This window comes from uncultured Gilliamella sp. (genome assembly GCA_945271295.1).
Lineage (GTDB): Bacteria > Pseudomonadota > Gammaproteobacteria > Enterobacterales > Orbaceae > Gilliamella.
The window spans coordinates 1-20,765 of sequence record CALYPG010000026.1; the positions used below are offsets into that span (position 1 = coordinate 1).

The 20,765-nt window shown below is 35.6% G+C and carries 18 protein-coding genes and 1 tRNA gene; 11 read left to right on the forward strand and 8 right to left on the reverse strand.

The annotated features are described in order from the left end of the window. Positions 1-333: 333 nt before the first annotated feature. Together Q0K76_RS10975 and Q0K76_RS10980 are read right to left on the reverse strand one after the other, a co-directional pair. The gene (locus tag Q0K76_RS10975) at positions 334-1,686 is read right to left on the reverse strand and encodes a hypothetical protein (RefSeq protein WP_294615615.1); all 1,353 of its coding nucleotides are present in this window, start codon (positions 1,684-1,686) and stop codon (positions 334-336) included. A 384-nt stretch (positions 1,687-2,070) separates the two neighbouring features. Then, positions 2,071-2,146: transfer RNA gene (locus Q0K76_RS10980), tRNA-Phe, on the reverse strand. A gap of 164 nt (positions 2,147-2,310) precedes the next feature. On the opposite strand from Q0K76_RS10980, the gene Q0K76_RS10985 reads away from it, so the two are divergent. The 5 genes from Q0K76_RS10985 to Q0K76_RS11005 all read left to right on the forward strand — a co-directional run bounded on the left by Q0K76_RS10985 (position 2,311) and on the right by Q0K76_RS11005 (position 9,107). Further along, on the forward strand, positions 2,311-2,748 hold the full coding sequence (locus tag Q0K76_RS10985) for an FxsA family protein (protein WP_294615617.1): 438 nt from the start codon (positions 2,311-2,313) through the stop codon (positions 2,746-2,748). Between the two features lie 145 nt (positions 2,749-2,893). Next, entirely contained in the window at positions 2,894-3,187 is a 294-nt protein-coding gene (locus Q0K76_RS10990; RefSeq protein ID WP_034915350.1) for a co-chaperone GroES, read from the forward strand. Positions 3,188-3,233: 46 nt separating this feature from the next. Next, entirely contained in the window at positions 3,234-4,883 is a 1,650-nt protein-coding gene (gene groL / locus Q0K76_RS10995; RefSeq protein ID WP_294615625.1) for a chaperonin GroEL, read from the forward strand. Positions 4,884-5,331: 448 nt separating this feature from the next. Continuing rightward, on the forward strand, positions 5,332-6,963 hold the full coding sequence (locus tag Q0K76_RS11000) for a hypothetical protein (protein WP_294615627.1): 1,632 nt from the start codon (positions 5,332-5,334) through the stop codon (positions 6,961-6,963). A gap of 14 nt (positions 6,964-6,977) precedes the next feature. Then, complete coding sequence (locus Q0K76_RS11005; RefSeq protein ID WP_294615629.1) at positions 6,978-9,107, forward strand: AAA family ATPase; 2,130 nt, start codon at positions 6,978-6,980, stop codon at positions 9,105-9,107. 62 nt (positions 9,108-9,169) lie between these two features. Here Q0K76_RS11005 and Q0K76_RS11010 read toward each other — a convergent pair whose 3' ends face one another. Together Q0K76_RS11010 and Q0K76_RS11015 are read right to left on the reverse strand one after the other, a co-directional pair. Next, complete coding sequence (locus Q0K76_RS11010; RefSeq protein WP_294615631.1) at positions 9,170-9,721, reverse strand: tetratricopeptide repeat protein; 552 nt, start codon at positions 9,719-9,721, stop codon at positions 9,170-9,172. A 100-nt stretch (positions 9,722-9,821) separates the two neighbouring features. Next, positions 9,822-10,955, reverse strand: a complete 1,134-nt coding sequence (locus Q0K76_RS11015) for a bifunctional tRNA (adenosine(37)-C2)-methyltransferase TrmG/ribosomal RNA large subunit methyltransferase RlmN (RefSeq protein WP_363322481.1) — start codon at positions 10,953-10,955, stop codon at positions 9,822-9,824. A 163-nt stretch (positions 10,956-11,118) separates the two neighbouring features. On the opposite strand from Q0K76_RS11015, the gene Q0K76_RS11020 reads away from it, so the two are divergent. Further along, positions 11,119-11,868 carry a M15 family metallopeptidase gene (locus Q0K76_RS11020; RefSeq protein ID WP_294615635.1) on the forward strand — a complete coding sequence of 250 codons (750 nt, stop codon included), beginning with the start codon at positions 11,119-11,121 and terminating at the stop codon, positions 11,866-11,868. Here the strand turns inward: Q0K76_RS11020 and Q0K76_RS11025 are convergent. The 4 genes from Q0K76_RS11025 to kdgT all read right to left on the reverse strand — a co-directional run bounded on the left by Q0K76_RS11025 (position 11,865) and on the right by kdgT (position 15,923). Beyond that, a complete protein-coding gene (locus Q0K76_RS11025) occupies positions 11,865-13,169 on the reverse strand; it encodes an ATP-binding protein (protein ID WP_294615637.1) in 1,305 nt (434 codons plus the stop codon). The two genes, Q0K76_RS11020 and Q0K76_RS11025, sit on opposite strands and share 4 nt — an antisense overlap. Before the next feature lie 14 nt (positions 13,170-13,183). Beyond that, the gene (locus tag Q0K76_RS11030) at positions 13,184-13,864 is read right to left on the reverse strand and encodes a response regulator transcription factor (RefSeq protein WP_363322482.1); all 681 of its coding nucleotides are present in this window, start codon (positions 13,862-13,864) and stop codon (positions 13,184-13,186) included. A 585-nt stretch (positions 13,865-14,449) separates the two neighbouring features. Next, on the reverse strand, positions 14,450-14,884 hold the full coding sequence (locus tag Q0K76_RS11035; protein WP_294615641.1) for a nuclear transport factor 2 family protein: 435 nt from the start codon (positions 14,882-14,884) through the stop codon (positions 14,450-14,452). A gap of 34 nt (positions 14,885-14,918) precedes the next feature. Then, the gene (kdgT, locus tag Q0K76_RS11040) at positions 14,919-15,923 is read right to left on the reverse strand and encodes a 2-keto-3-deoxygluconate transporter (protein WP_294615643.1); all 1,005 of its coding nucleotides are present in this window, start codon (positions 15,921-15,923) and stop codon (positions 14,919-14,921) included. 482 nt (positions 15,924-16,405) lie between these two features. Between kdgT and Q0K76_RS11045 the strand changes: the two genes are divergently transcribed. From Q0K76_RS11045 to Q0K76_RS11065, 5 genes are all read left to right on the forward strand, one after another. After that, positions 16,406-17,356 (forward strand): C-terminal binding protein, encoded by a 951-nt coding sequence (locus Q0K76_RS11045; protein WP_294615645.1) that lies wholly within the window; start codon positions 16,406-16,408, stop codon positions 17,354-17,356. Positions 17,357-17,373: 17 nt separating this feature from the next. After that, the gene (locus Q0K76_RS11050) at positions 17,374-18,378 is read left to right on the forward strand and encodes an alcohol dehydrogenase catalytic domain-containing protein (RefSeq protein ID WP_294615647.1); all 1,005 of its coding nucleotides are present in this window, start codon (positions 17,374-17,376) and stop codon (positions 18,376-18,378) included. Positions 18,379-18,407: 29 nt separating this feature from the next. Further along, positions 18,408-19,169, forward strand: coding sequence for a 2-dehydro-3-deoxy-D-gluconate 5-dehydrogenase KduD (gene kduD, locus Q0K76_RS11055; RefSeq protein ID WP_294615649.1), 762 nt, complete (start codon positions 18,408-18,410; stop codon positions 19,167-19,169). A 76-nt stretch (positions 19,170-19,245) separates the two neighbouring features. Continuing rightward, on the forward strand, positions 19,246-19,710 hold the full coding sequence (locus Q0K76_RS11060; RefSeq protein WP_294615651.1) for a YhcH/YjgK/YiaL family protein: 465 nt from the start codon (positions 19,246-19,248) through the stop codon (positions 19,708-19,710). A gap of 83 nt (positions 19,711-19,793) precedes the next feature. Continuing rightward, positions 19,794-20,735, forward strand: a complete 942-nt coding sequence (locus Q0K76_RS11065; RefSeq protein WP_363322479.1) for a sugar kinase — start codon at positions 19,794-19,796, stop codon at positions 20,733-20,735. The last annotated feature ends 30 nt before the right edge of the window (positions 20,736-20,765 follow it).

The window sequence follows — 20,765 nt, forward strand, 5'->3', positions numbered from 1 at the left end:
CACCTTATGAAGCCTTTTACTGACTGGATTCGCACTTAGATGTTGAATGTAGGCTGTTTTTTATACTCAAACATACCCCTCTCAGGAAACATTTTGGCAAGCATAAAAATGCCAGCGGAATGGCTGGCATTATTTGGCATTGGTTTGGTATGGGCGTTGGCGTTGTCGGTCATAAGCGGTTGTTGCTAAAGCAACAGCCGCTCTTTACTCGCCAACTCGGTCGGCTCGGGTTGCCCCTGCCGCTGCAACTGTCCGCTTGTTGCTTAACCTTTATTACCCCTTATTAAACGCCCGCGACTTAAGGATTAAGGACTAAGAACTAAGGACTAAGGACTAAGGATAGGTGCAAACCCCGTAGTGGCTGACGCTGGGGTTGTAGCTGACAACGTTGCCGTAGCTCGAGAAGACATAGAACTGGTACGAACCGTTGATGTCGCTTGTCCAGTAGCGGATGTCGGCGAAGCCGGCAGCGGTATAAACGTTCATGTAGCCCCATTCGGTGAACAAACCAGCTCCGATATTACGCTGGTAATTATTCTTAGATGATGACGGCGTCGCGCCATCTATGCCATTTACGCATGGAAAATAATAATTATCCACACCACACTTGGCGTTAGTTAAATCTTTGACCTGTGGCATACGATATCCGCCGCCTATATTTGAACACCAAGATGAGTGGTTATAATAGGTATCATATTTACTTCCGCGGTTGACGAACCACTGCTTTAAGACAAAGCCATATTTTATTACCGCTTTATTATTACTATCATAACCCACTAACTCGAAGGTTTGTGGTAAGGTGGGAGTAGCAACACTACCCGGTGATGCTGAATTAATTTGGGCTGATGTTGCCGCCGGACCAGTGAGGGTGACGCGCACCGAAGAAGCGCCATCAGGGTTAAAAGAATTATCTTCAGGTGGATTGAACGTCATAGTGGCAGTAATACCTCCCTGAGTGACGGCTGGCCAAGTTAATGTTGCAGCATCAATACCCCCTGCCAGTAAATCAAAATGCAGATTATTAGCCCCGGTAGTCGGGAAGTTACGACTGTAACTTGATGACTCAGTTGATTGCACCAGGAAGCCTTTAGTTGGGCTCCAGATATCGGCAGGGCCGGCGTTGTCACCAACGCCATCGTTCAGACTCGGCCTAACTGAACAGATTTTAGGTACGGCTTTAGGACTGATATAATAGGTGGCAGTACTACCACTGAAACTACTACTATTGGGCAACCCATACTGGGTGGTTAAACTACCAGCTGTACTGGTTAGTACCATTTTATAAGGTGCATTACATAAATCTAAGGTGGCACTACGACTAACTGCCTGATTTATCTTATTGGTAATACTCACGCTTAATCTACCCGAAACAGTAATACCATTGGCACCCTGACCATCTCCATCATCATCACCCCAATAATTATATGGTGCACCAATCAAGTCCTTTAAGTTTATGGAGTTAGTGGTAGTAGGTACCAGCATACCAATATCGGCGAAACTCTGATTGTCCTCAGGGAGCCGTATTGGATTGCCTGCCGTTGAGGTATTGGTTGCCGGAGTAATACGAGTATCATCGGATAGCGTAATGCCCAATAGACCTTCTGTAGTCGTGACTTTAGTTACTCCATTATCAAAGGTTAAATAAGGCGCACTACCATGAATTTGCCCTGCCATAGTAGACGACAACGCTTGGGTATTTACCGAGTAAGATAATAAGGGTACTAAGATTAAAGATAATTTAGATAAATGTTTTGAAGCCCAACTTAATCTTGATAAGTAGTAATTAGGAAATTTTAAAACGTAGGTTTGCCAGCGCTGGTGTCTAAAATTATACTGCATTTTTCCTTGCTCTGTCAATTATTTTGTTGTTTTATAACACATTTTTATGCTTGTCTGCTTACATACTAAACTAAATCTATTTCTAACCGTTAAAAGTATAACAAACTTAAAAAATTTGACTACTGCTTTAATTTAAAAATTTATAAAGAATAAAAGAATATTACAAGGTTTATCTGCAAAGGCTTTAGACATAAAAAAACCTGCTGGAAGCAGGTCTTAGAATTTGGTGATTGGTGCCCGGACGCGGAATCGAACCACGGACACGGGGATTTTCAATCCCCTGCTCTACCGACTGAGCTATCCGGGCAACAATGGATGCACATTAAACACGATCCGTGATTATCAGTCAATGCTTTTTGTTAGATATTTTAAAAAATATGTTTCATTTGGTTGAAAAATAGCTAATCATCTTCATATCATAACTTATACCCTATTTATTATAGATAGTTTTATTAACAAGGGAATTGTCATATGCGATTTATTGTCTTTCTTATTTTTTTTGTTTACGTTTACTGTGAAATTAGTTTTTTTATTATGGTAGCAAATTCAATCGGCGTGTTTCTTGCTTTAATTGGTATTATTGCAACATCTATGATTGGTTTTTCTCTGGTCAAAACCCAAGGGGTGCGCAATCTTAGTATTATGCAACAAAAGATAGCTAATGAGCAAAATCCCCAAAATGAAATCGTCAAAAGCGTTGCTTTACTTTTTTCTGGTTTTTTTCTGCTCATTCCTGGTTTTTTAACCGATATTTTGGGTGCTATTTTATTAATTCCATATGTTCAAGAATATGTAGCAAAGTTAATGGTGAGTAAGATGCCGATTAAATCAAGATTCGTATCACCAAAAAGTAATTATCAAGATGACGGTATCATCGAAGGAGAATTCAAACGTAAAGATGATGAATAAATAGTCAATTAAAAAATTTTTTTATTTTATTCTCTTGAAGACTATAAAATAATCCCCATTTAAGTGTCACTACATCATAGAATCGTAATTTTATGATTTATTTTTAATAATTGTTTAATTAAAAATTAGTGCTAGGAGATAACTAATGAAAATTCGTCCATTGCATGATCGTGTGATCATCAAACGTAAAGAAGTAGAATCTAAATCAGCTGGTGGCATTGTTTTAACTGGTTCAGCAGCAGGTAAATCGACACGCGGTGAAGTTTTAGCTGTGGGTAATGGTCGTATTTTAGAAAATGGTCAAGTGCAACCGTTAGATGTTAAAGTTGGTGATATCGTAATTTTCAATGAAGGATATGGCGTTAAAACAGAAAAAATCGATAACGAAGAAGTGCTTATTTTATCTGAAAGCGATATTTTAGCCATTGTTCAAGCATAACGGTAACTAATTAAACTTATATACAGAATTTAGGAGAAAGACAAAAATGGCAGCTAAAGATGTAAAATTTGGTAATGATGCTCGAGTTAAAATGCTCAAAGGTGTTAATGTATTAGCAGATGCAGTTAAAGTAACTTTAGGCCCAAAAGGACGTAATGTAGTATTAGATAAATCATTTGGTGCGCCAACCATTACTAAAGATGGTGTTTCTGTTGCTCGTGAAATCGAATTAGAAGATAAATTCGAAAATATGGGTGCACAAATGGTGAAAGAAGTTGCTTCAAAAGCCAACGATGCAGCCGGTGATGGTACCACTACCGCAACAGTACTTGCTCAGTCAATTGTGAATGAAGGTTTGAAAGCTGTTGCTGCTGGTATGAATCCAATGGATTTAAAACGTGGTATTGATAAAGCGGTTGTGGCTGCAGTTGAAGAACTTAAAAAATTATCTTCTCCTTGTGCAGATTCTAAAGCCATTGCACAAGTAGGTACAATTTCAGCTAACTCTGATGAAACAGTTGGTTCTTTAATTGCCCAAGCAATGGAAAAAGTAGGTAAAGAAGGCGTTATCACTGTTGAAGATGGTACTGGTCTAGAAGACGAACTTGATGTTGTTGAAGGTATGCAATTCGATCGTGGTTATTTATCTCCATATTTCATCAACAAACCAGAAACTGCAACTGTTGAATTAGATAGCCCATATATTTTATTAGCTGATAAAAAAATCTCTAATATCCGTGAATTATTACCAGTATTAGAAGCTGTAGCTAAAGCAGGTAAATCACTATTAATCATCGCTGAAGATGTTGAAGGTGAAGCACTAGCAACTTTAGTTGTTAACACTATGCGTGGTATTGTTAAAGTTGCTGCGGTTAAAGCACCTGGCTTTGGTGATCGCCGTAAAGCAATGTTACAAGATATCGCAATTTTAACTGCTGGTACTGTAATTTCAGAAGAAATTGGTTTAGAACTTGAAAAAACCACCCTTGAAGATTTAGGTCAAGCCAAACGTGTAGTTATCAATAAAGATAATACAACAATTATTGATGGTGTTGGTGAAGAATCACTTATCGTTGCGCGGGTTGAACAAATTCGTAAACAAATCGAAGAATCAACATCTGATTATGATAAAGAAAAACTTCAAGAACGTGTGGCTAAACTTGCCGGCGGTGTTGCCGTGATTAAAGTTGGTGCTGCAACTGAAGTTGAAATGAAAGAGAAAAAAGCTCGCGTTGAAGATGCGTTACACGCAACTCGTGCTGCAGTTGAAGAAGGTGTGGTTGCTGGTGGTGGTGTGGCTCTGGTTCGTGCTGCGGCAGCGATTGTAGATCTTAAAGGTGCTAACGAAGATCAAAACATGGGTATCAAAGTTGCACTTCGTGCAATGGAAGCACCATTACGTCAAATCGTAACTAACTGTGGTGAAGAAGCTTCAGTTGTAGTTAACGCTGTTAAAGGTGGTAAAGGTAACTATGGTTACAATGCCTCAACTGAAGAATATGGTGATATGATTGCTATGGGTATTTTAGATCCAACTAAAGTAACGCGTAGTGCATTACAATATGCGGCATCAGTTGCAGGTCTTATGATTACTACTGAATGTATGGTAACTGACTTACCAAAAGATGATAAAGCTGATTTAGGTGCTGCTGGTGGTGGTATGGGCGGCATGGGTGGTATGGGCGGAATGATGTAATTCCCTCCATTAATAACCTTAAACACTTATCAATTCAAACCATCCGTACATGCGGATGGTTTTTTTATCCCCAAAATTCAATCTACTTTAATATGCCCATTTTTTTTTAAATTGATTAAAAATGTAATATTTAAATTCAAGTACTAAACGACATAGACTCCTGAATAATTTTTACAAAATACCATTTTTTACTTTCCAAATATAAGCCACCAATTTTATGTCTTTGTTAATTTATAATCTATGGTGTACTAGGACATTTGAAATGGTTTTTACTTGTCAAAATAATAGGTTAAATAGATAATAATATGCAGAAAAGATAAAGTTTATTTTTTTGCATTTTTAATACCAAGTTAATTATTCGAGCTTGAGCCTGATTATTTAGTACCAGATTCAAAGTAAGCTAATAGTAAGTGAATATATAACAATAATATGGATAAAGGAAAAAACAATGAGTGTATCTTCAAGTAAAAAACTAGCCAGCACTGAGCAAAATGATTATTCAGTTAGACAACGTCAAAAAACCGCTAAAGTAGAAAATCCTCTCGAAAATATTAAAGAAAATTCTTTTTTTAAAGTTATTTTTTCAGATAATCTTTCACTGGAACAGAAAGTAGAAGAAGTCACTCGAATTTTAGAATTCAGTGATAATAAAGAAGTTGATCGTGCCAAAATACAAGAATTTGATACTTTTAAGGAGTATCTACAATCAATTTCTGAAGAAATGTCTAAACAACGTATTGAAATGACAGATACCGAAGTGTTTGCTGAATTACAACGCGTATATGCTGATTTTAATAATGACCTTAATAGCTTTATTGAAAAAATCAAACCACTTACCGAAATTACAGATGCTTTATATAACTTGCGTCAAAATGGTGAAACTCGCAATGCATTAGCTAAAATTAAAGCTGATCAAGAATGGGATGAAGAAAAAGAAGCAGAAAAACAGCAAATCCAAAACGAGTTTATCAAGTTTGAAAAACAAATAACCGAGTTAAAATTAGAGATTGAAGTATTACAGAAAGATAAAGGCTTCTTTGGTCTTGGACAAATTAAAGCGGCTTCAAAAGCTAAAATTGCGGCCAATGAAACGAAAATAGAACAGTTAGATCGAGATATCCAAAATAATCATAAAAAATTAGCCGATATCCAAGAAGAAATTAAACAACACCATGAACAACGATCTCAATCCATCGATGTTGAAAAGCTAAAAGAGTTACTTAACTTAACTTCGGAACAACATACATTACGCCAAGCAGATATGGTGGAATCGGCATTAAAATTTGTTAATCAAGGTAAAGAACGCTTTGGTGCTATCCGTGGTCATCTGGAAAAAATGGTTAAACAAATTGAAGGTTTATGCGACAACAATGGCAATATGATACAAATTTATGCCATCATGAACGAAGCAACTAAAAAAGTTGAAATCGTACATCGCGAACTTAGACAAGAACTTGAACATAAAGATGTTGGCGATAATTTATTAGAGTCAATGAAGCTTGATGAAGCTCGACGTAATTTGGATGAACATATTGATACCGTATCAACAGCAACAGTTGATACTATGCAGACCTATGGTGAATTAACCACTGAAGCCATTAAAATCCGCAATATGCAAGCCGCAACCAAAAAACAAGTTGAAAGTGCCAGAGCAATGCATTCACGCGGGATTGCCTCGGTTGCGTCTCAACTTAGCGTGGTAGTGACCGCCGTAAACTCAGCGGCGATTAATGAAGCTCAATCAATGGCAAGTAATACTTTAGCTGAAATGGCACGAGTGACCAATGATATCGCCAAAAATGAAGCTATCCGTATTGCCACTGGTCGCGATAATATTAATGATGATTTAGAAGCCATGTTGCAAAACTTAGCTGAATTTGGTGATACTCAACGTGAAGCCACTGAAATCACGCGTTCTGCATTAGAAACCATGCGCGCTAATTTGGATGAGATTGAAAAAATGGCTAAAGATGTTCAGGATGATACCCGTGATTTTATTGCTGTGACCGGTGATGTTTTATCAGAAAAAACTGAACCTAAAAAAGAGAGCACTAATACTACTTCACCCTTTAAACTATAATTAAGGAAGCGACAATGTACTTAATTAGAGGGCGTGAATATTTAGCGCAATACCCCAATTTTAATTTAGTGGGAAGAGAACATGATTTAGAAAGGATATCGTCTATTCTTATTCGCAAATCATCAAATTCACTGTTATTAACAGGGCCAGCAGGGGTAGGTGTTTCGGCACTTGCTCTTGGTTTACAGGCATCGAAAAACAGCCCGGATACACCATTTGATTTGATTGTAAAAAAATTGTTTTGGTTAAATTGTGATGCGCTATTTTCGAGTGGTGACAGCAATAAAATTAATAATGAATTTCAAGGCATTTTAAAAAAATTACTGCAAACCCCCGAATCAGTCCTGATTATTACTGATACCGCCAACTTTTTAGAAGCGGCACATAATACCGGCAATGCACACTTTATCAATGCGTTAAATAACGCGGATAAATCTAATAATTTCCAGGTTATTTTAGAAGTCCGTGATGACAAGCTTGGTAGTGTATTAAAAGCCAGCACCAATATGCCGGAACTGTACACCCTTTATGATGTGAAAGAACCTACTGGCAGTGATTTGCAAGCTATCGTTACCGTTGTAAGCCAAGAACTTTCTGAACACCATAAAATTGAAGTAGATGGTGAGGCCATTGAAGAAGCTATCCGCTTAACCAGTAAATATCGAGATAGTTTAGGTTTAGGTGGTGCGCAACCGCAACGAGCGATTTCATTACTTGATCGCGCGTTAGCCAGTTATCGTCAGCTTACCCATAAACAACACCCCAAAATTGCTGAGTTAATAGAAAAGATCGCCAAATGTAGCAATGAAACCGAACGGCAAGAGCTACAGCAACAATTAGATCAATGGCAGCAAGATTGGCTGGAATTAAAGTCTGAAATTAATAAAACCTATCAATATCAACGTGATGCTGAAACTTTACGCTTTAAATTACAAGATGAAATCGCGCAGTTACAAGAGGATGAAGATAGTAGTAAAAATTCGGAGTCCACGGCAATAAAAACCTTTGCCCAGTTAACTGCGGCTGGATTTGATTCCCCTGCGGTCACCAAATTGAAAGACAAAATCCGCCAGATTGATGCAGAAATTGCCCAAAATAATGAGCAACACCAAAAATTGGTCATGTTAGCCAATAAAGGGCTGAAATTAAATCGACAAGAAGTGATCACCGAATTTAGTAAAATTTCGGGCATATCGGCATCTAAATTGGATGAAAATGAAGTTGAAAACCTGATTAATTTAGAAGCCAATTTGTTATCCCGTATTTTTGGTCAGGATGGTATTGTTAAACATGTCGCTAATTCAGTTAAAGTTGCTAAGGTTGATGCCCTTGAAGAATCCGGTCCGGCAATGTCTTATCTATTTTTAGGGCCTTCAGGAGTCGGTAAAACTGAAATGGCAAAAGCGTTAGCACAATATGTCTATGGTGATGAAAAATCACTAGTGCGTTTTGATATGTCAGAATACATGGAAAAACATGCCGTCGCTAAATTGATTGGTGCTCCACCAGGATATGAAGGCTTTGAAGCGGGTGGTATTTTAACCAACTCAGTTAGAGCAAAACCAGTAGGCATTTACCTGTTTGATGAGATCGAAAAAGCCCATCCGGATGTGTTTAATATCTTTTTGCAGATTTTATCGGACGGACGTTTAACTGATAACGTTGGTCGTACTGTCGATTTCTCGGATATTATGATTATTATGACCTCAAATATTGGACAAGCTTACTATTTAGATCCGGAACTGTCTGATGAAGTTGCCTGCGAATTAGCCACTAATGAACTGAATAATACCTATCGTTCTGAACTACTCAATCGTTTTAATGGTCGGGAAAATATTCTCCACTTTAAACGCCTACCGATGGAAATTATTGAGCAGATTATTCAGCGTGAAATTGTCAAACTAAATCAAGCGTATCAAGCGCATGGTTTTACTATCGAGATTCAAGATTCGTGTATTAGCGCATTTTGTCATGAACATTACGATATCATCCGTGGCGCCAGAGGATTACCGGGCTATATTAAAACCAATATTAGGCCATTTATCGTCAATCATATTTTACAACATCCACAAGATCAAGGTACATTCACCGCGGTTTATAATCAGCTAACGCATAGCTTTGATATGACATTTGAGAAAAACTAATAGCTAACCTACTTATTATAAGTAGGTTATTGTTTATCTATATTTGATTAAATGAAGACTATTTATTTTACTATTTTAGACAAATAATTAGCCACTTTCATATCACCCTTTTGTTGATATATAGCTGCGGTTTTGGCAACACTGTCGCGACGGTTGGCATCATATTGAAATAGCTGTTTAAACATTGAATCAGCGGTTTTTTGGTCACCATTTTGGATGGCACAATAACCATATTGTTCAAAGGTATCTGCTTTCCAGCGGTGACGATCTAAATCAAGGCTTTGTTGAAATTGTTGTTTTGCTTCGGCATAGCGATCTCGTCCACATAAAAACGAGCCATAATGCACATGATATAAGCCATTGCCTGGTTGCATTAAGGTTATGCGTTGATAAATCATCTCTGCTTCGTTATATTCACCAACATGCTGATCAAACATTGCCATTGCCAACATAATTTGCGGATTATTGGGTGAATATTGAGCCGCTAATTTGAGATTATAATGTGCGGCTTTGACATTTTCTTCTGACTCATTGGCTTTAGCCAAATAACCGAGACCTAATTGCATTCTAGCTAATGCTGCTTGTTCAGGATCAAATTCATTGCGACCATTCATTTGACATCCTGAAACTAGAACCATAGTGAAACTACTCACTAGTATTAGTACACTCTTCATCCTTATCCTTTTCATTGATCATCTCTTTTTAACCGTATCTTTATGCTATTTGCTGAGCCAGATTTTGCTTTTTATATAATGTTCTTTTAGTTCTATCCACCACTTCTCCTGCCAATTGACCGCAGGCAGCATCAATATCATCACCACGGGTTTTACGCACAATCACAGTAAAGCCATAACCCATTAAGGTTTTCATAAAACGATCAATCCGGGTATTTGAACACCGTGAATAAGGAGCTCCAGGGAATGGATTCCAAGGAATTAAGTTAATTTTACTTGGCACATTTTTTAGAAATTCAGCCAGTTCATGAGCATGCTCGACACCATCATTAACTTGATTAAGTAACACATATTCAATGGTCACTTTGCCATGATTCGCATTTGAATACGAAAGATAACGTAAAATAGAGTCACGCAAGGTAGCCATATTATATTTTTGATTAATTGGCATAATTTCACTACGAATGGCATCATTGGGTGCATGCAGTGAAATAGCTAGCGCCACATCAATCATTCCGGCAAGTTTATCCAGTGCCGGCACAACGCCTGAAGTCGAGAGCGTAACTCGCCTTTTAGATAAACCATAACCAAAATCATCTAACATAATTTCCATAGCCGGAGCCACATTGGCTAAATTAAGCAAAGGTTCACCCATGCCCATCATGACCACATTAGTAATCGGTCTGTCGGCTAATTTACCTGTCACACCAATGGCATTTGAAGCTCGCCATACTTGGCCAATAATTTCAGAAACAGTTAAATTACGATTAAAGCCTTGTTGGGCCGTCGAGCAAAATTTACATTCTAGTGCACAGCCTACTTGTGATGACACGCACAATGTTGCTCGATCACGCTCAGGGATATACACCGATTCAATCATCTGATTATTGCCCACATCTAATGCCCATTTAATGGTACCATCGGATGAGCGTTGTTCTACAGCAATCGCTGGCGCTTTAATTTCAGCTAAGGTTTTTAATTGTTCGCGTAGCTTTTTATTGATATCGGTCATTTGATCAAAGTCATCAATACCAAAATGGTAGATCCATTTCATGACTTGATCAGCTCTAAATGGTTTTTCCCCTAAAGAAACAAAAAATTCCCGTAATTGTGGTCGAGTAAGATTAAGTAAATTTACTTTTTCGTTAGCTGGATTAGTGGTAGTGGAATTCATTTGTTGAATAGTGTCTGCTGCACAATTACTAGGCGTGCTTAATACTGATGGTGTTGACATACGGCCTCGTTTTTACACATTATGGCTATTTAATTTTTTAGGAAAAGGATTATACTGTTTTTCACCTAATCTGGCTAATAGAATATTAGTAATGTTCAATATTATGAAAAAATCAACAAAATTGCAAATGTTTCAAAATGTTACGTTAACTTTAATTTTACTTTTATGTTCAACCTTTACTATGGCTCAAACAATTCCTTTAAATAAATTAACCGGTCAATTTGACGAAAAACAAGATAACGATTTTATTGCCTTAGACTCAACTGAGTTGCCAGTAAATAAAAAGGGGATGTATCTACAAAAAGAACCAGCCCAACAATTAATTAAAGCCTATCGCGACTTTAAAAAAGTTCATCCTAATATTCCATTTATTGTAGTAAGCGCAACCCGTAATTACCATTACCAAAATGGAATTTGGCAACGCAAATGGGATGCTTTAACAGCTAAAATTAATGATCCCCAAAAAATCGCCGAAGAAATTTTAAAATTTTCATCAATGCCTGGCACCTCACGTCATCACTGGGGAACTGATATCGATATTACCAGTGTTTCATCTGAATTTTTTAAAAATGATAAAAAAGGGATAATTCTCTACAAATGGTTACAAGATAATCTACCTAAATATGGATTTTGCCAACCGTTTAATGAAGGTCGCAAAGGGGGATATCTTCCCGAAGAGTGGCACTGGTCATATAAGCCTATATCCAGCCAATATATTGCACAATACAAAACCCTATTAGAAACCGACCCCAAAACCATCATGCAAACCTTAAATTTTGTTGGTCATGATAAGATCACATTAGAGAATCTTATTAAAGAGTATGTACTAACTGTCAATACTGACTGTTATTAGTTTTTACGCCAATATGGCAAACGGATGGTCACAACCAGTCCACCTGAATCACGATTGGCGGCTTGAATAGTACCGTTATGCATAATAACGGTCTTTCTCGCAATCGCAAGACCAAGCCCATATCCTTTACCTAATTGCGGTGATTGTATGCGCACAAACGGTTCGAAAATACTGGATAATTTACTTGAATCAACACCAGGGCCGCAATCTTTAACTTCTATTTGTAAATATTTACCGATTTCTTTCAAGGATACTTCTACCACTTGACCTGCTTGTGAAAAGCGTATCGCATTACGAATAATATTCTCAATAGCACGTCGAATTTGTTCAGAATTACCTTTAACAATAGAATGATTAACTGGTGATGGAATAAATTGTACATCAATTGATTGATGATTAGCTTCATAATTGGCATCACTAATTACCACGCTAATTAAATCTTTCAAATCAAAATATTCATCCATACGGTTAGCCATTTCAGCACGAGAATAGTTTAGAATTTCACCAATGAGTTGATCTAAGCGTTCTGATTCTAATTCAATTCTTGATAATGCCGTATCAATATTTTGTTTATTCTGTTGTGCCAGTCCAATTGCTAACTGCAAACGCGCTAAAGGTGTACGGAGTTCATGAGAAACGTCGTGTAACAAGACCTGCCGATCGGAAATTAAGATATTGAGTTGTTCAACCATCATATCAAAATCTTTACCGAGTTCACTAAGCTCATCACGGCGACGTTTTAATTTACTAAATAATCGAACCGAAAGATCCCCTTGCGATACTTGGTAAAAACCTTTCCTTAATAATTTCATTGGTCTGGTTAAATTCCAAGCCAAAAATAGACTAAATATCAGCCCTACACAAATTCCCATTAACACAATCGGTATTGGCATATTGAAAAGTGTTTTTTTGGCTCGATCTTCTTTGTCTTCTTTATCTTCTTTGAACGTAACAGAATATAAAGTACCATCAGGTGCAACAGCGGTTCTTTGATAGATATATTTTGAAGGCTCTAGTTCATCAGTTATAATATTAATCTGATCATTGGGTGAGGAAAGCAGTTTAATCGAAAGCAATCCTCGCTCCCGTTCAGGTAAATGTTGTACAAAATTAAGGGTTTCCTCTTCACCTGCGACTTGCAATAGCTGGGCAATCATGTCGACTTTAGTCGGCATATGATTAAGAAATCTTTGATATTTATTTTCTAAATAAAACGAAAAAGCAATCCAAGTTAACTGAAAAGTAAGATAAAAAATCACCCAAAATATGATGAGTATTTTCCAGAATAATCGACGGTTCATACTAAATTTTACCGTTAACGAATTCGGTAACCGACTGCTCTAATTGTCTCTATGGTAACTATATTTTGCGCAACTTGATGTAATTTTTGGCGAATATTACTGATGTGCACATCAACACTACGATCATATAATTCACGCGCACGCCCCAGTCCAATTTCTGACAGTTCTTCTTTGGTAACGACCCGATCACTATACTTAACTAATAAAACTAATAAATTAAATTCAGTAGAAGTCAAATCGATGACTTTACCGTTCCAAGTACAAAGTCGTTGTGGTAAATCTAAGGTTAAACCATTAAATTGATATTTTTTATCATCAATCATCTCAACTGGACGTTCATCAAAACGACGTAATACCGCACGTAACCTGGCCAATAACTCACGTGGATAACATGGTTTTGGAATATAATCATCAGCACCAAGCTCTAGTCCTAAAACCCGATCAATGTTATCACCTTTAGCAGTTAACATAATCACTGGCATATTACTGTGTTGACGAATACTTTTAAGAACATCAATACCATTAATATCAGGTAACATTACATCTAAAATTGCCGCACGATATTTCCCAGATAAGGCTTCATTAATACCGTCTTGTCCCAAATAGACACTTTTAATATTAAACCCTTCGTTAGTCAAATATTCACTAAGCATCTGTGATAATTCAATATCATCATCAATTAATAAAATATTTATCATATTGGCCATTATCGCTTAATTATAGAGGATTACATTATTGGCAAAAATAATAAAAAAGTCAGTTAGTTTTACTAAAATATTACATATTTTTTAGATTATTTTTGATCATTTTTATACCATTTTTGTAAAGAAGTTTCAGGTTAAATATACGTTTCAATATAAATCATGACCTAAATTCAATATTTAAATGCGAATCGAGTTAGTAAAAGACTTAATAAGGTGTTTTATACTTAAGTGATTTTATCGGATGACAATTTAACCAATGACTTTTTTTCTTAAAACCTATAGTTTTTAGATAAGCAATTTGATAGCTTTTTTTACAGGTAAATTGTTTATATTTTATGATGCAATCTCAACTTTAGTCAGTGGTCGATGTTTCAATATAAACATCTTACCACTTTTCTTTCTGTTAAAATTCGCACTTAGTATTTTAATTCACCTTTAAATTCAGATGGTTATAAAAATCTTATATCTGAAACAAAACGTATTAATGTACTAATCTACTAAATTTAGATCAGTACACTTTTGTATTTATATTGTTTGTTTTAATTAAATTACTAACTTTTTTATCAAATTTAATATTTATTGTGGAAGTTTATAAGCTTGGCGTGCTAGTAGTTTCCAATCATTATCCACTTTTTTAAAAACCAACATAACACCTATTTTTACTTTACCTATTTTACCACTATTATTGGTATCAGCAGCAAAAACATGGCGTACAATTGCGGTATCCCCTTCGGTGATAATTGATTGATCTTGAAATTGAAGTGTGGTAAATCCAGATCGACCACTGACAATTGCATCTACAAATTCAGCTTTGTTTTCAATAACTGCACTTGAATGTCCATAGGTTAATGAAGGTAATGCTACATGCTCTAACTGGGCTTTATCAGCACTAAGCATAGCCAAACGCATTGTTTCTACTGCTTGTTCAACTGTACTTTGATTGGAATTAGCTGCATAACTACTTCCGATAGATAACACTATTAATAGTAAAATACTCAACAATTTATTCATTATATTTCTCCTTAATAAATTAATTTACGATGCTTTATTCACTTTTTGTTGAAGGAATAAATTCTGTTTTAGTACCATTTTGGCTAAAGTTTGGATTAAATCTTTTTGCCCATATTGAGGTAATAATTGGTACCACAACTGATGTTACTATGACACTAGTTGCCACCATTGCAGTTGCAGCCGATGCAACGGGTGCAAATTCAGGAACCATTTCAGCAATTAACAATGGAGTAGCAACAGCCGCCCCAGCAGAACTAGATGCAGCAACCCCAGCAGTACCATTGCCCTTACCCAAGAATTTATCAGCTAAAATTAATGGTATTCCTGTAATAACAATTACAGATAAACCTAATAAAATCCCAGCTAAACCTGTTTCGAAAATGACTTGTAGTTTTATACTATTGCCTAGTGCAAACGCAAAAAATGGGATTAAAGTTTGTACTGCACTGCCAAATAATTTTCGTAGATCTGAATCTAAATTGCCTAAGATAAAACCAATCAAAAATGGTAATACGGCACCAATGAATAATCTCGGTTCAAATGAAGCAACCCCTGAAGTTCCTAAGATAACCATTGTCATAAGAGGACCTGATTCTAAAGACATTAAAACAAAAGCTCCGGCCTCTTCTTTTGAGCCGTACTGATTCATTAGGGCTGCATATAATCCCCCATTAGTCATATCCATTGAGGCAACTAATGCTATTATCGAAAACCCGGCAAAAATTCCACCTTCGACCATATAACCTTTTGTCCAAAAAGTACCGGCAACAAGAGCTACCAACCAAGCCGTTCCTATTTTGGTAACAACTAATACGCCTGACTTTCTTAACATCATTCCTGTAGCTTTCAGCTCAATAGATGCTCCCATGCAAAAAAACCAAACTGCTAATATAGGAACAGTACCGGAGATTAAACCGTTAGAAAATGAACCTAAATATTTTCCACCTCCCGGAAAAAGAGTATTACATAATGCGCCTAGAAATAGAGGAATAAGCATTAATCCCCCAGGTACTCGATCAATAAATTTTTTTATTTTCATTTATTCATTCCTTAATAAAATTAACAATTTGATTTATATGAATTAATTAAATCCATCATATCAACAGCAAAAACAATATTAAAATATTTGGAATATCATTCCTTTTTTGAATATATAAAATAATAAAATAAAATCAATTTTGATTAGCTATTTTGTGACAAATATCACCAAATAAAATATATTCTATTGAATAAAAACAATATTTATTTTTGTATTTTTATTGATTTATAATAATCCAACATTGATTCAGCTGTTAAAAATACTTACCTATCATAAAAATGAAAAAATCATATCACTTAAATAAAAATAAAAATTTAAAGATAACTTATTGAAATAATAGCATTTTATCTTAAAGGTAAAATCTACCATTAATTAAATTAATGTGACATCGATCACAATATAAAATAATTGAAATATCATTCTTTTAAAATCTTAATTAATATTACTTCGGAATGTTATTCCATTTTAATAGAGGTGAATGAATGAAGATATACATTACAGATTGTGATCATGAATCCATGGAGATAGAAAAAAACACTTTTGTCGAACAAGGTGTTGATTTTGAGATATTAAATATCACACAACCAACAGACATCATTAAAGCATGCCATGATGCAGATGCTCTTATTTTACAATATGCAACTATCTCAGATAGTGTTTTAAGTTCTTTAAAAAATTTGAAAGGTGTTGTTCGTTATGGCGTTGGCGTCAATACGATTGATATTGAGTCAGCAACTAAAAATAATGTTGCCGTTTGCAATGTACCTGATTATGGAACCAATGAAGTAGCCGACCATGCCTTATCACTTATCATGGCTTTAACAAGAAAATTACCCTTATTTATCAATGATACCAAAAATGGCATTTGGGCTTATGAAAAAGCTATTCCTATTTATCGATTACAAGATCAAACAGCAGGAATTATTGGCTTAGGAAGAATTGGACTATCATTAGCTAAAAAATTACATGGTATTGGGCTAAAAGTTATCGGTTTCGATCCATTTGCCAAAAAAGAGAATTTACCTGGTTTTATCGAGTTTGTTAACTTAGAAGAGTTATTAGCTCAGTCAGATATTATTTCACTTAACCTACCACTAGCCAAAGAAACTCATAATTTAATTAATAGCCATGAATTTTCATTGATGAAAAAAAATTGCTATTTAGTTAATACCGCAAGAGGTGGCATTGTAAATGAAGAGGCTCTTTATCAAGCTTTACTCAATAAGACCATCGCCGGAGCTGCTCTTGATGTATTTGAGCATGAACCGCCTACTGCTACTGATAGAAAGTTATTTAATTTGGATAATTTTATTGCTACGCCTCATGCTGCTTGGTACTCCGAACAATCACAACAAGATCTAAAACGAAAGGCTGCCGAAGAAGCAATCCGTTTAGTCAAAGGTGAAACACCTTTCTACTGTCTAAATAAGTAAATTACAGGATATAGAACATGAAAGCGATAATTTATAAAGGACCAAAAGAGATAGCTTGTGAACAAATAGCTGAACCACTACTTAGCGAAAATGAAGTTTTAATAAAAGTGAGTCACGCAGGGATTTGTGGTTCTGATCTCAATATTTATCTAGGTGTGCACCCAAGAGCAAAAGCACCATTAGTATTAGGTCATGAATTTTCTGGATATATTGTTAATGGCGATCAAGAATTGCCAACTGGTACAAAAGTTTGTGTTCGTCCACTCATTTCCTGTTGTAAGTGTTCGGCTTGTCAATCTGGAAACAGTCACGTTTGTGAAACACTCAAACTGTATGGAATTGATACCGCAGGGGGTATGGCCGAATATGTGAAAGTAGATAGAAGTAAAGTGCATGTATTACCGGATGATTTTCCTATGGACTTAGGGGCTTTTGTTGAACCATTAGCCGTTGGAGTTCATGCAGTATCAAGAACACCTTTTAAAATTGGCGACGCTGTTGTCGTGTTTGGCGCAGGGACAATCGGACTTTGTGTTGCAAGTGTATTAAAACTTGCTGGCGCTAAACAAGTCATTGTTATTGAAACAAATGATTTCCGTATTAATTTAGCTAAAGAGCTTGGTTTCACAGTAATCAATCCAAAACAAGAAGATGTTTTAAGTACAGTTTTAAAATTAACTAACCAAGTTGGTGCTGATATTGTTTACGACTGTGCCGCACACCCATCTGTTGCGTTGCAATTAACTGATTTGGTAAAAGTTCAAGGTACCATCGAAATTGTTGGTTCATATAAAAAACCCACTGAATTTAAATTACTGGATATTGAGTTTAAAGAGCTCAATATTGTCGGCACCAGAGTTTATCAAGCAAGAGACTTTGAAACTGCTATTGAATTTATACAACAAGATTTTCCATATAAAAAGTTACTTACAGTATTAACACCAGAAGAAGCAAAACAAGGGTTTACTAATGCATTAGCTGGTGAAAATGTTATTAAAACACTGTTTAAATTTTCTGATTAATAAAAATATCAATATTAAGGTACATAATTATGAAAAATACAAATCCATTTGATTTGACAGGAAAGAATGCGATTATTACCGGCGCATCGAGAGGTATAGGTAAATCGTTAGCAATGAGTTTAGCCAATGCTGGAGCCAATATCATCATTATAGATGTTATGCGTGATGAACAAACTGAACAAGAAATAAAGAAATACAATGTTACTTGTGAAACAATTACGTTTGATTTATCTCATTTCGAAGAGTATGAAAATCTCATTTCAGATATTATCAAAAAATACCAACATATTGATATTTTAATTAACAATGCCGGCATACAACGTCGTCATCCATCTGTAGATTTCCCTAAAAATGATTGGGATTTGGTAATTAATATCAATATGAATGCCGTATTTTTTATGTGTCAACAAGTTGGGAAACATATGATTGATAGAGGGTACGGCAAAATTATTAATATTGCTTCATTACTCGCTTTTCAAGGCGGATATACCATCCCAGCTTATACGGCAGCTAAGTCAGCTGTGGCTGGTTTTTCTAAATCATTATCAAATGAATGGGCATCAAAAGGAATTACCATCAACTGTATCGCTCCTGGTTACATCGCAACCGAAATGAATACTGCTTTGATGAATGATGAAACACGTAATCGTCAAATTCTAGAGCGTATTCCAGCAGGACGTTGGGGAAAACCAGAAGACTTAGGTGGAGCAGCTGTGTTTTTATCATCATCAGCATCAGATTACATTAATGGATTCACCATTGCAGTAGATGGTGGTTGGTTAGGTAGATAATCAAATATAAATTAATTTTGTCTTAATTATTGGCCATCAATCATAACCAATAATTAAGCTTTTTGAGGAGATTACTATGATTATTGGCAACATTGAACATCTTGATTTAATTCCATATTTACCAACAAAATTAAAAGAGGCAATTGAAACAGTAAAACAACAAGTTAACGACAGTACGATCAATGGGCGATATCAAATCAATGGGGATAACGTTTATTATATGGTTTCACAAACATTATCCCGAACGCAAGAGGAAGGTAAATATGAATATCACGCAAAATATATTGATATTCAAATTGTATTATCGGGCCAAGAAGGAATGGCGGTATCAACTTTACCGCCACACACACAAATAATTGAAGATAAATTAGAAAATGGTGATATAGCTTTTGTTAAAGCTCCAACCGAAGAAACGATGTTTGTATTGCAACCAAACGATTTTGTGATTTTTTATCCACACGAGGTACATAAACCACTTTGTATTGTTGGTGGAAAAGCTGAACAAATTCGTAAAGTAGTGGTTAAAGTAGCAGTAGATTAAATTTTTTCTATAACGATAAACAGATTTAAGATAGATCATTTGATCTTATTATGTAGATGATAAATAGTATCTGGTAGGGAATAGTGATGAGTATAAATATGGCAGTAATTGGAGAGTGCATGATTGAACTCTCAATTAAAGATAATTTAACAACAAGAAGTTTTGGTGGAGATACTTTAAACACATCAATTTATTTATCTCGTTTATTTCCTAATAACCAAGTGACAATTCATTATGTAACTGGACTTGGTGTAGATCCGTTCAGCCATGAAATGTTAACTGAATGGCAAAAAGAGAATATTAACACCGATCTTATTCAACAAATGCATAATAAAATGCCGGGTTTATATGCCATTGTGACTGATAGTTTTGGTGAACGATCTTTTTACTATTGGAGAAACGATGCGGCTGCCAAGTTTTGGTTAAAAACAGAACAAACTGAACAAATATGTGAAAAAATAACAAAGTTTGACTATATCTATTTAAGCGGTATCAGTATCGCTATTTTAGATGAATATAGCATAGATAAGCTAATTGACTTATTAGAACAGTTTAAAGCTAATGGTGGTAAAGTTATTTTTGATAATAATTACCGACCAAGATTATGGCGTAGCCAAGAATATGCAAAAAATGTCTATTCTAAAATTCTATCTTACACAGATATCGCATTTTTGACCCAAGATGATGAAAACATGCTTTGGGGAAATAATAAATATGAGGATAGCATTATCCGTAGCCGAAAATTAGGGGTAAGCGAAATTATTATTAAACGGGGAAGCGAAAGTTGCATTGTTGATACTAAAAATGAACGAATTGAAGTACCTGCAAATATAATTGCCAAGCAAAAAATCATAGATACTACAGCAGCCGGTGATTCTTTTAGTGCAGGCTACCTATCTGTTAGACTTATGGGAGGATCAATAGAAGCAGCAATAAAAAAAGGACATGATTTAGCGGGTACAGTGATTCAACATCGAGGAGCAATTATCCCTCCAGAAGCGATGAAAAATGCCATGATATTTTAATGTATTTATTCAGTAATTGGATATAGAAAT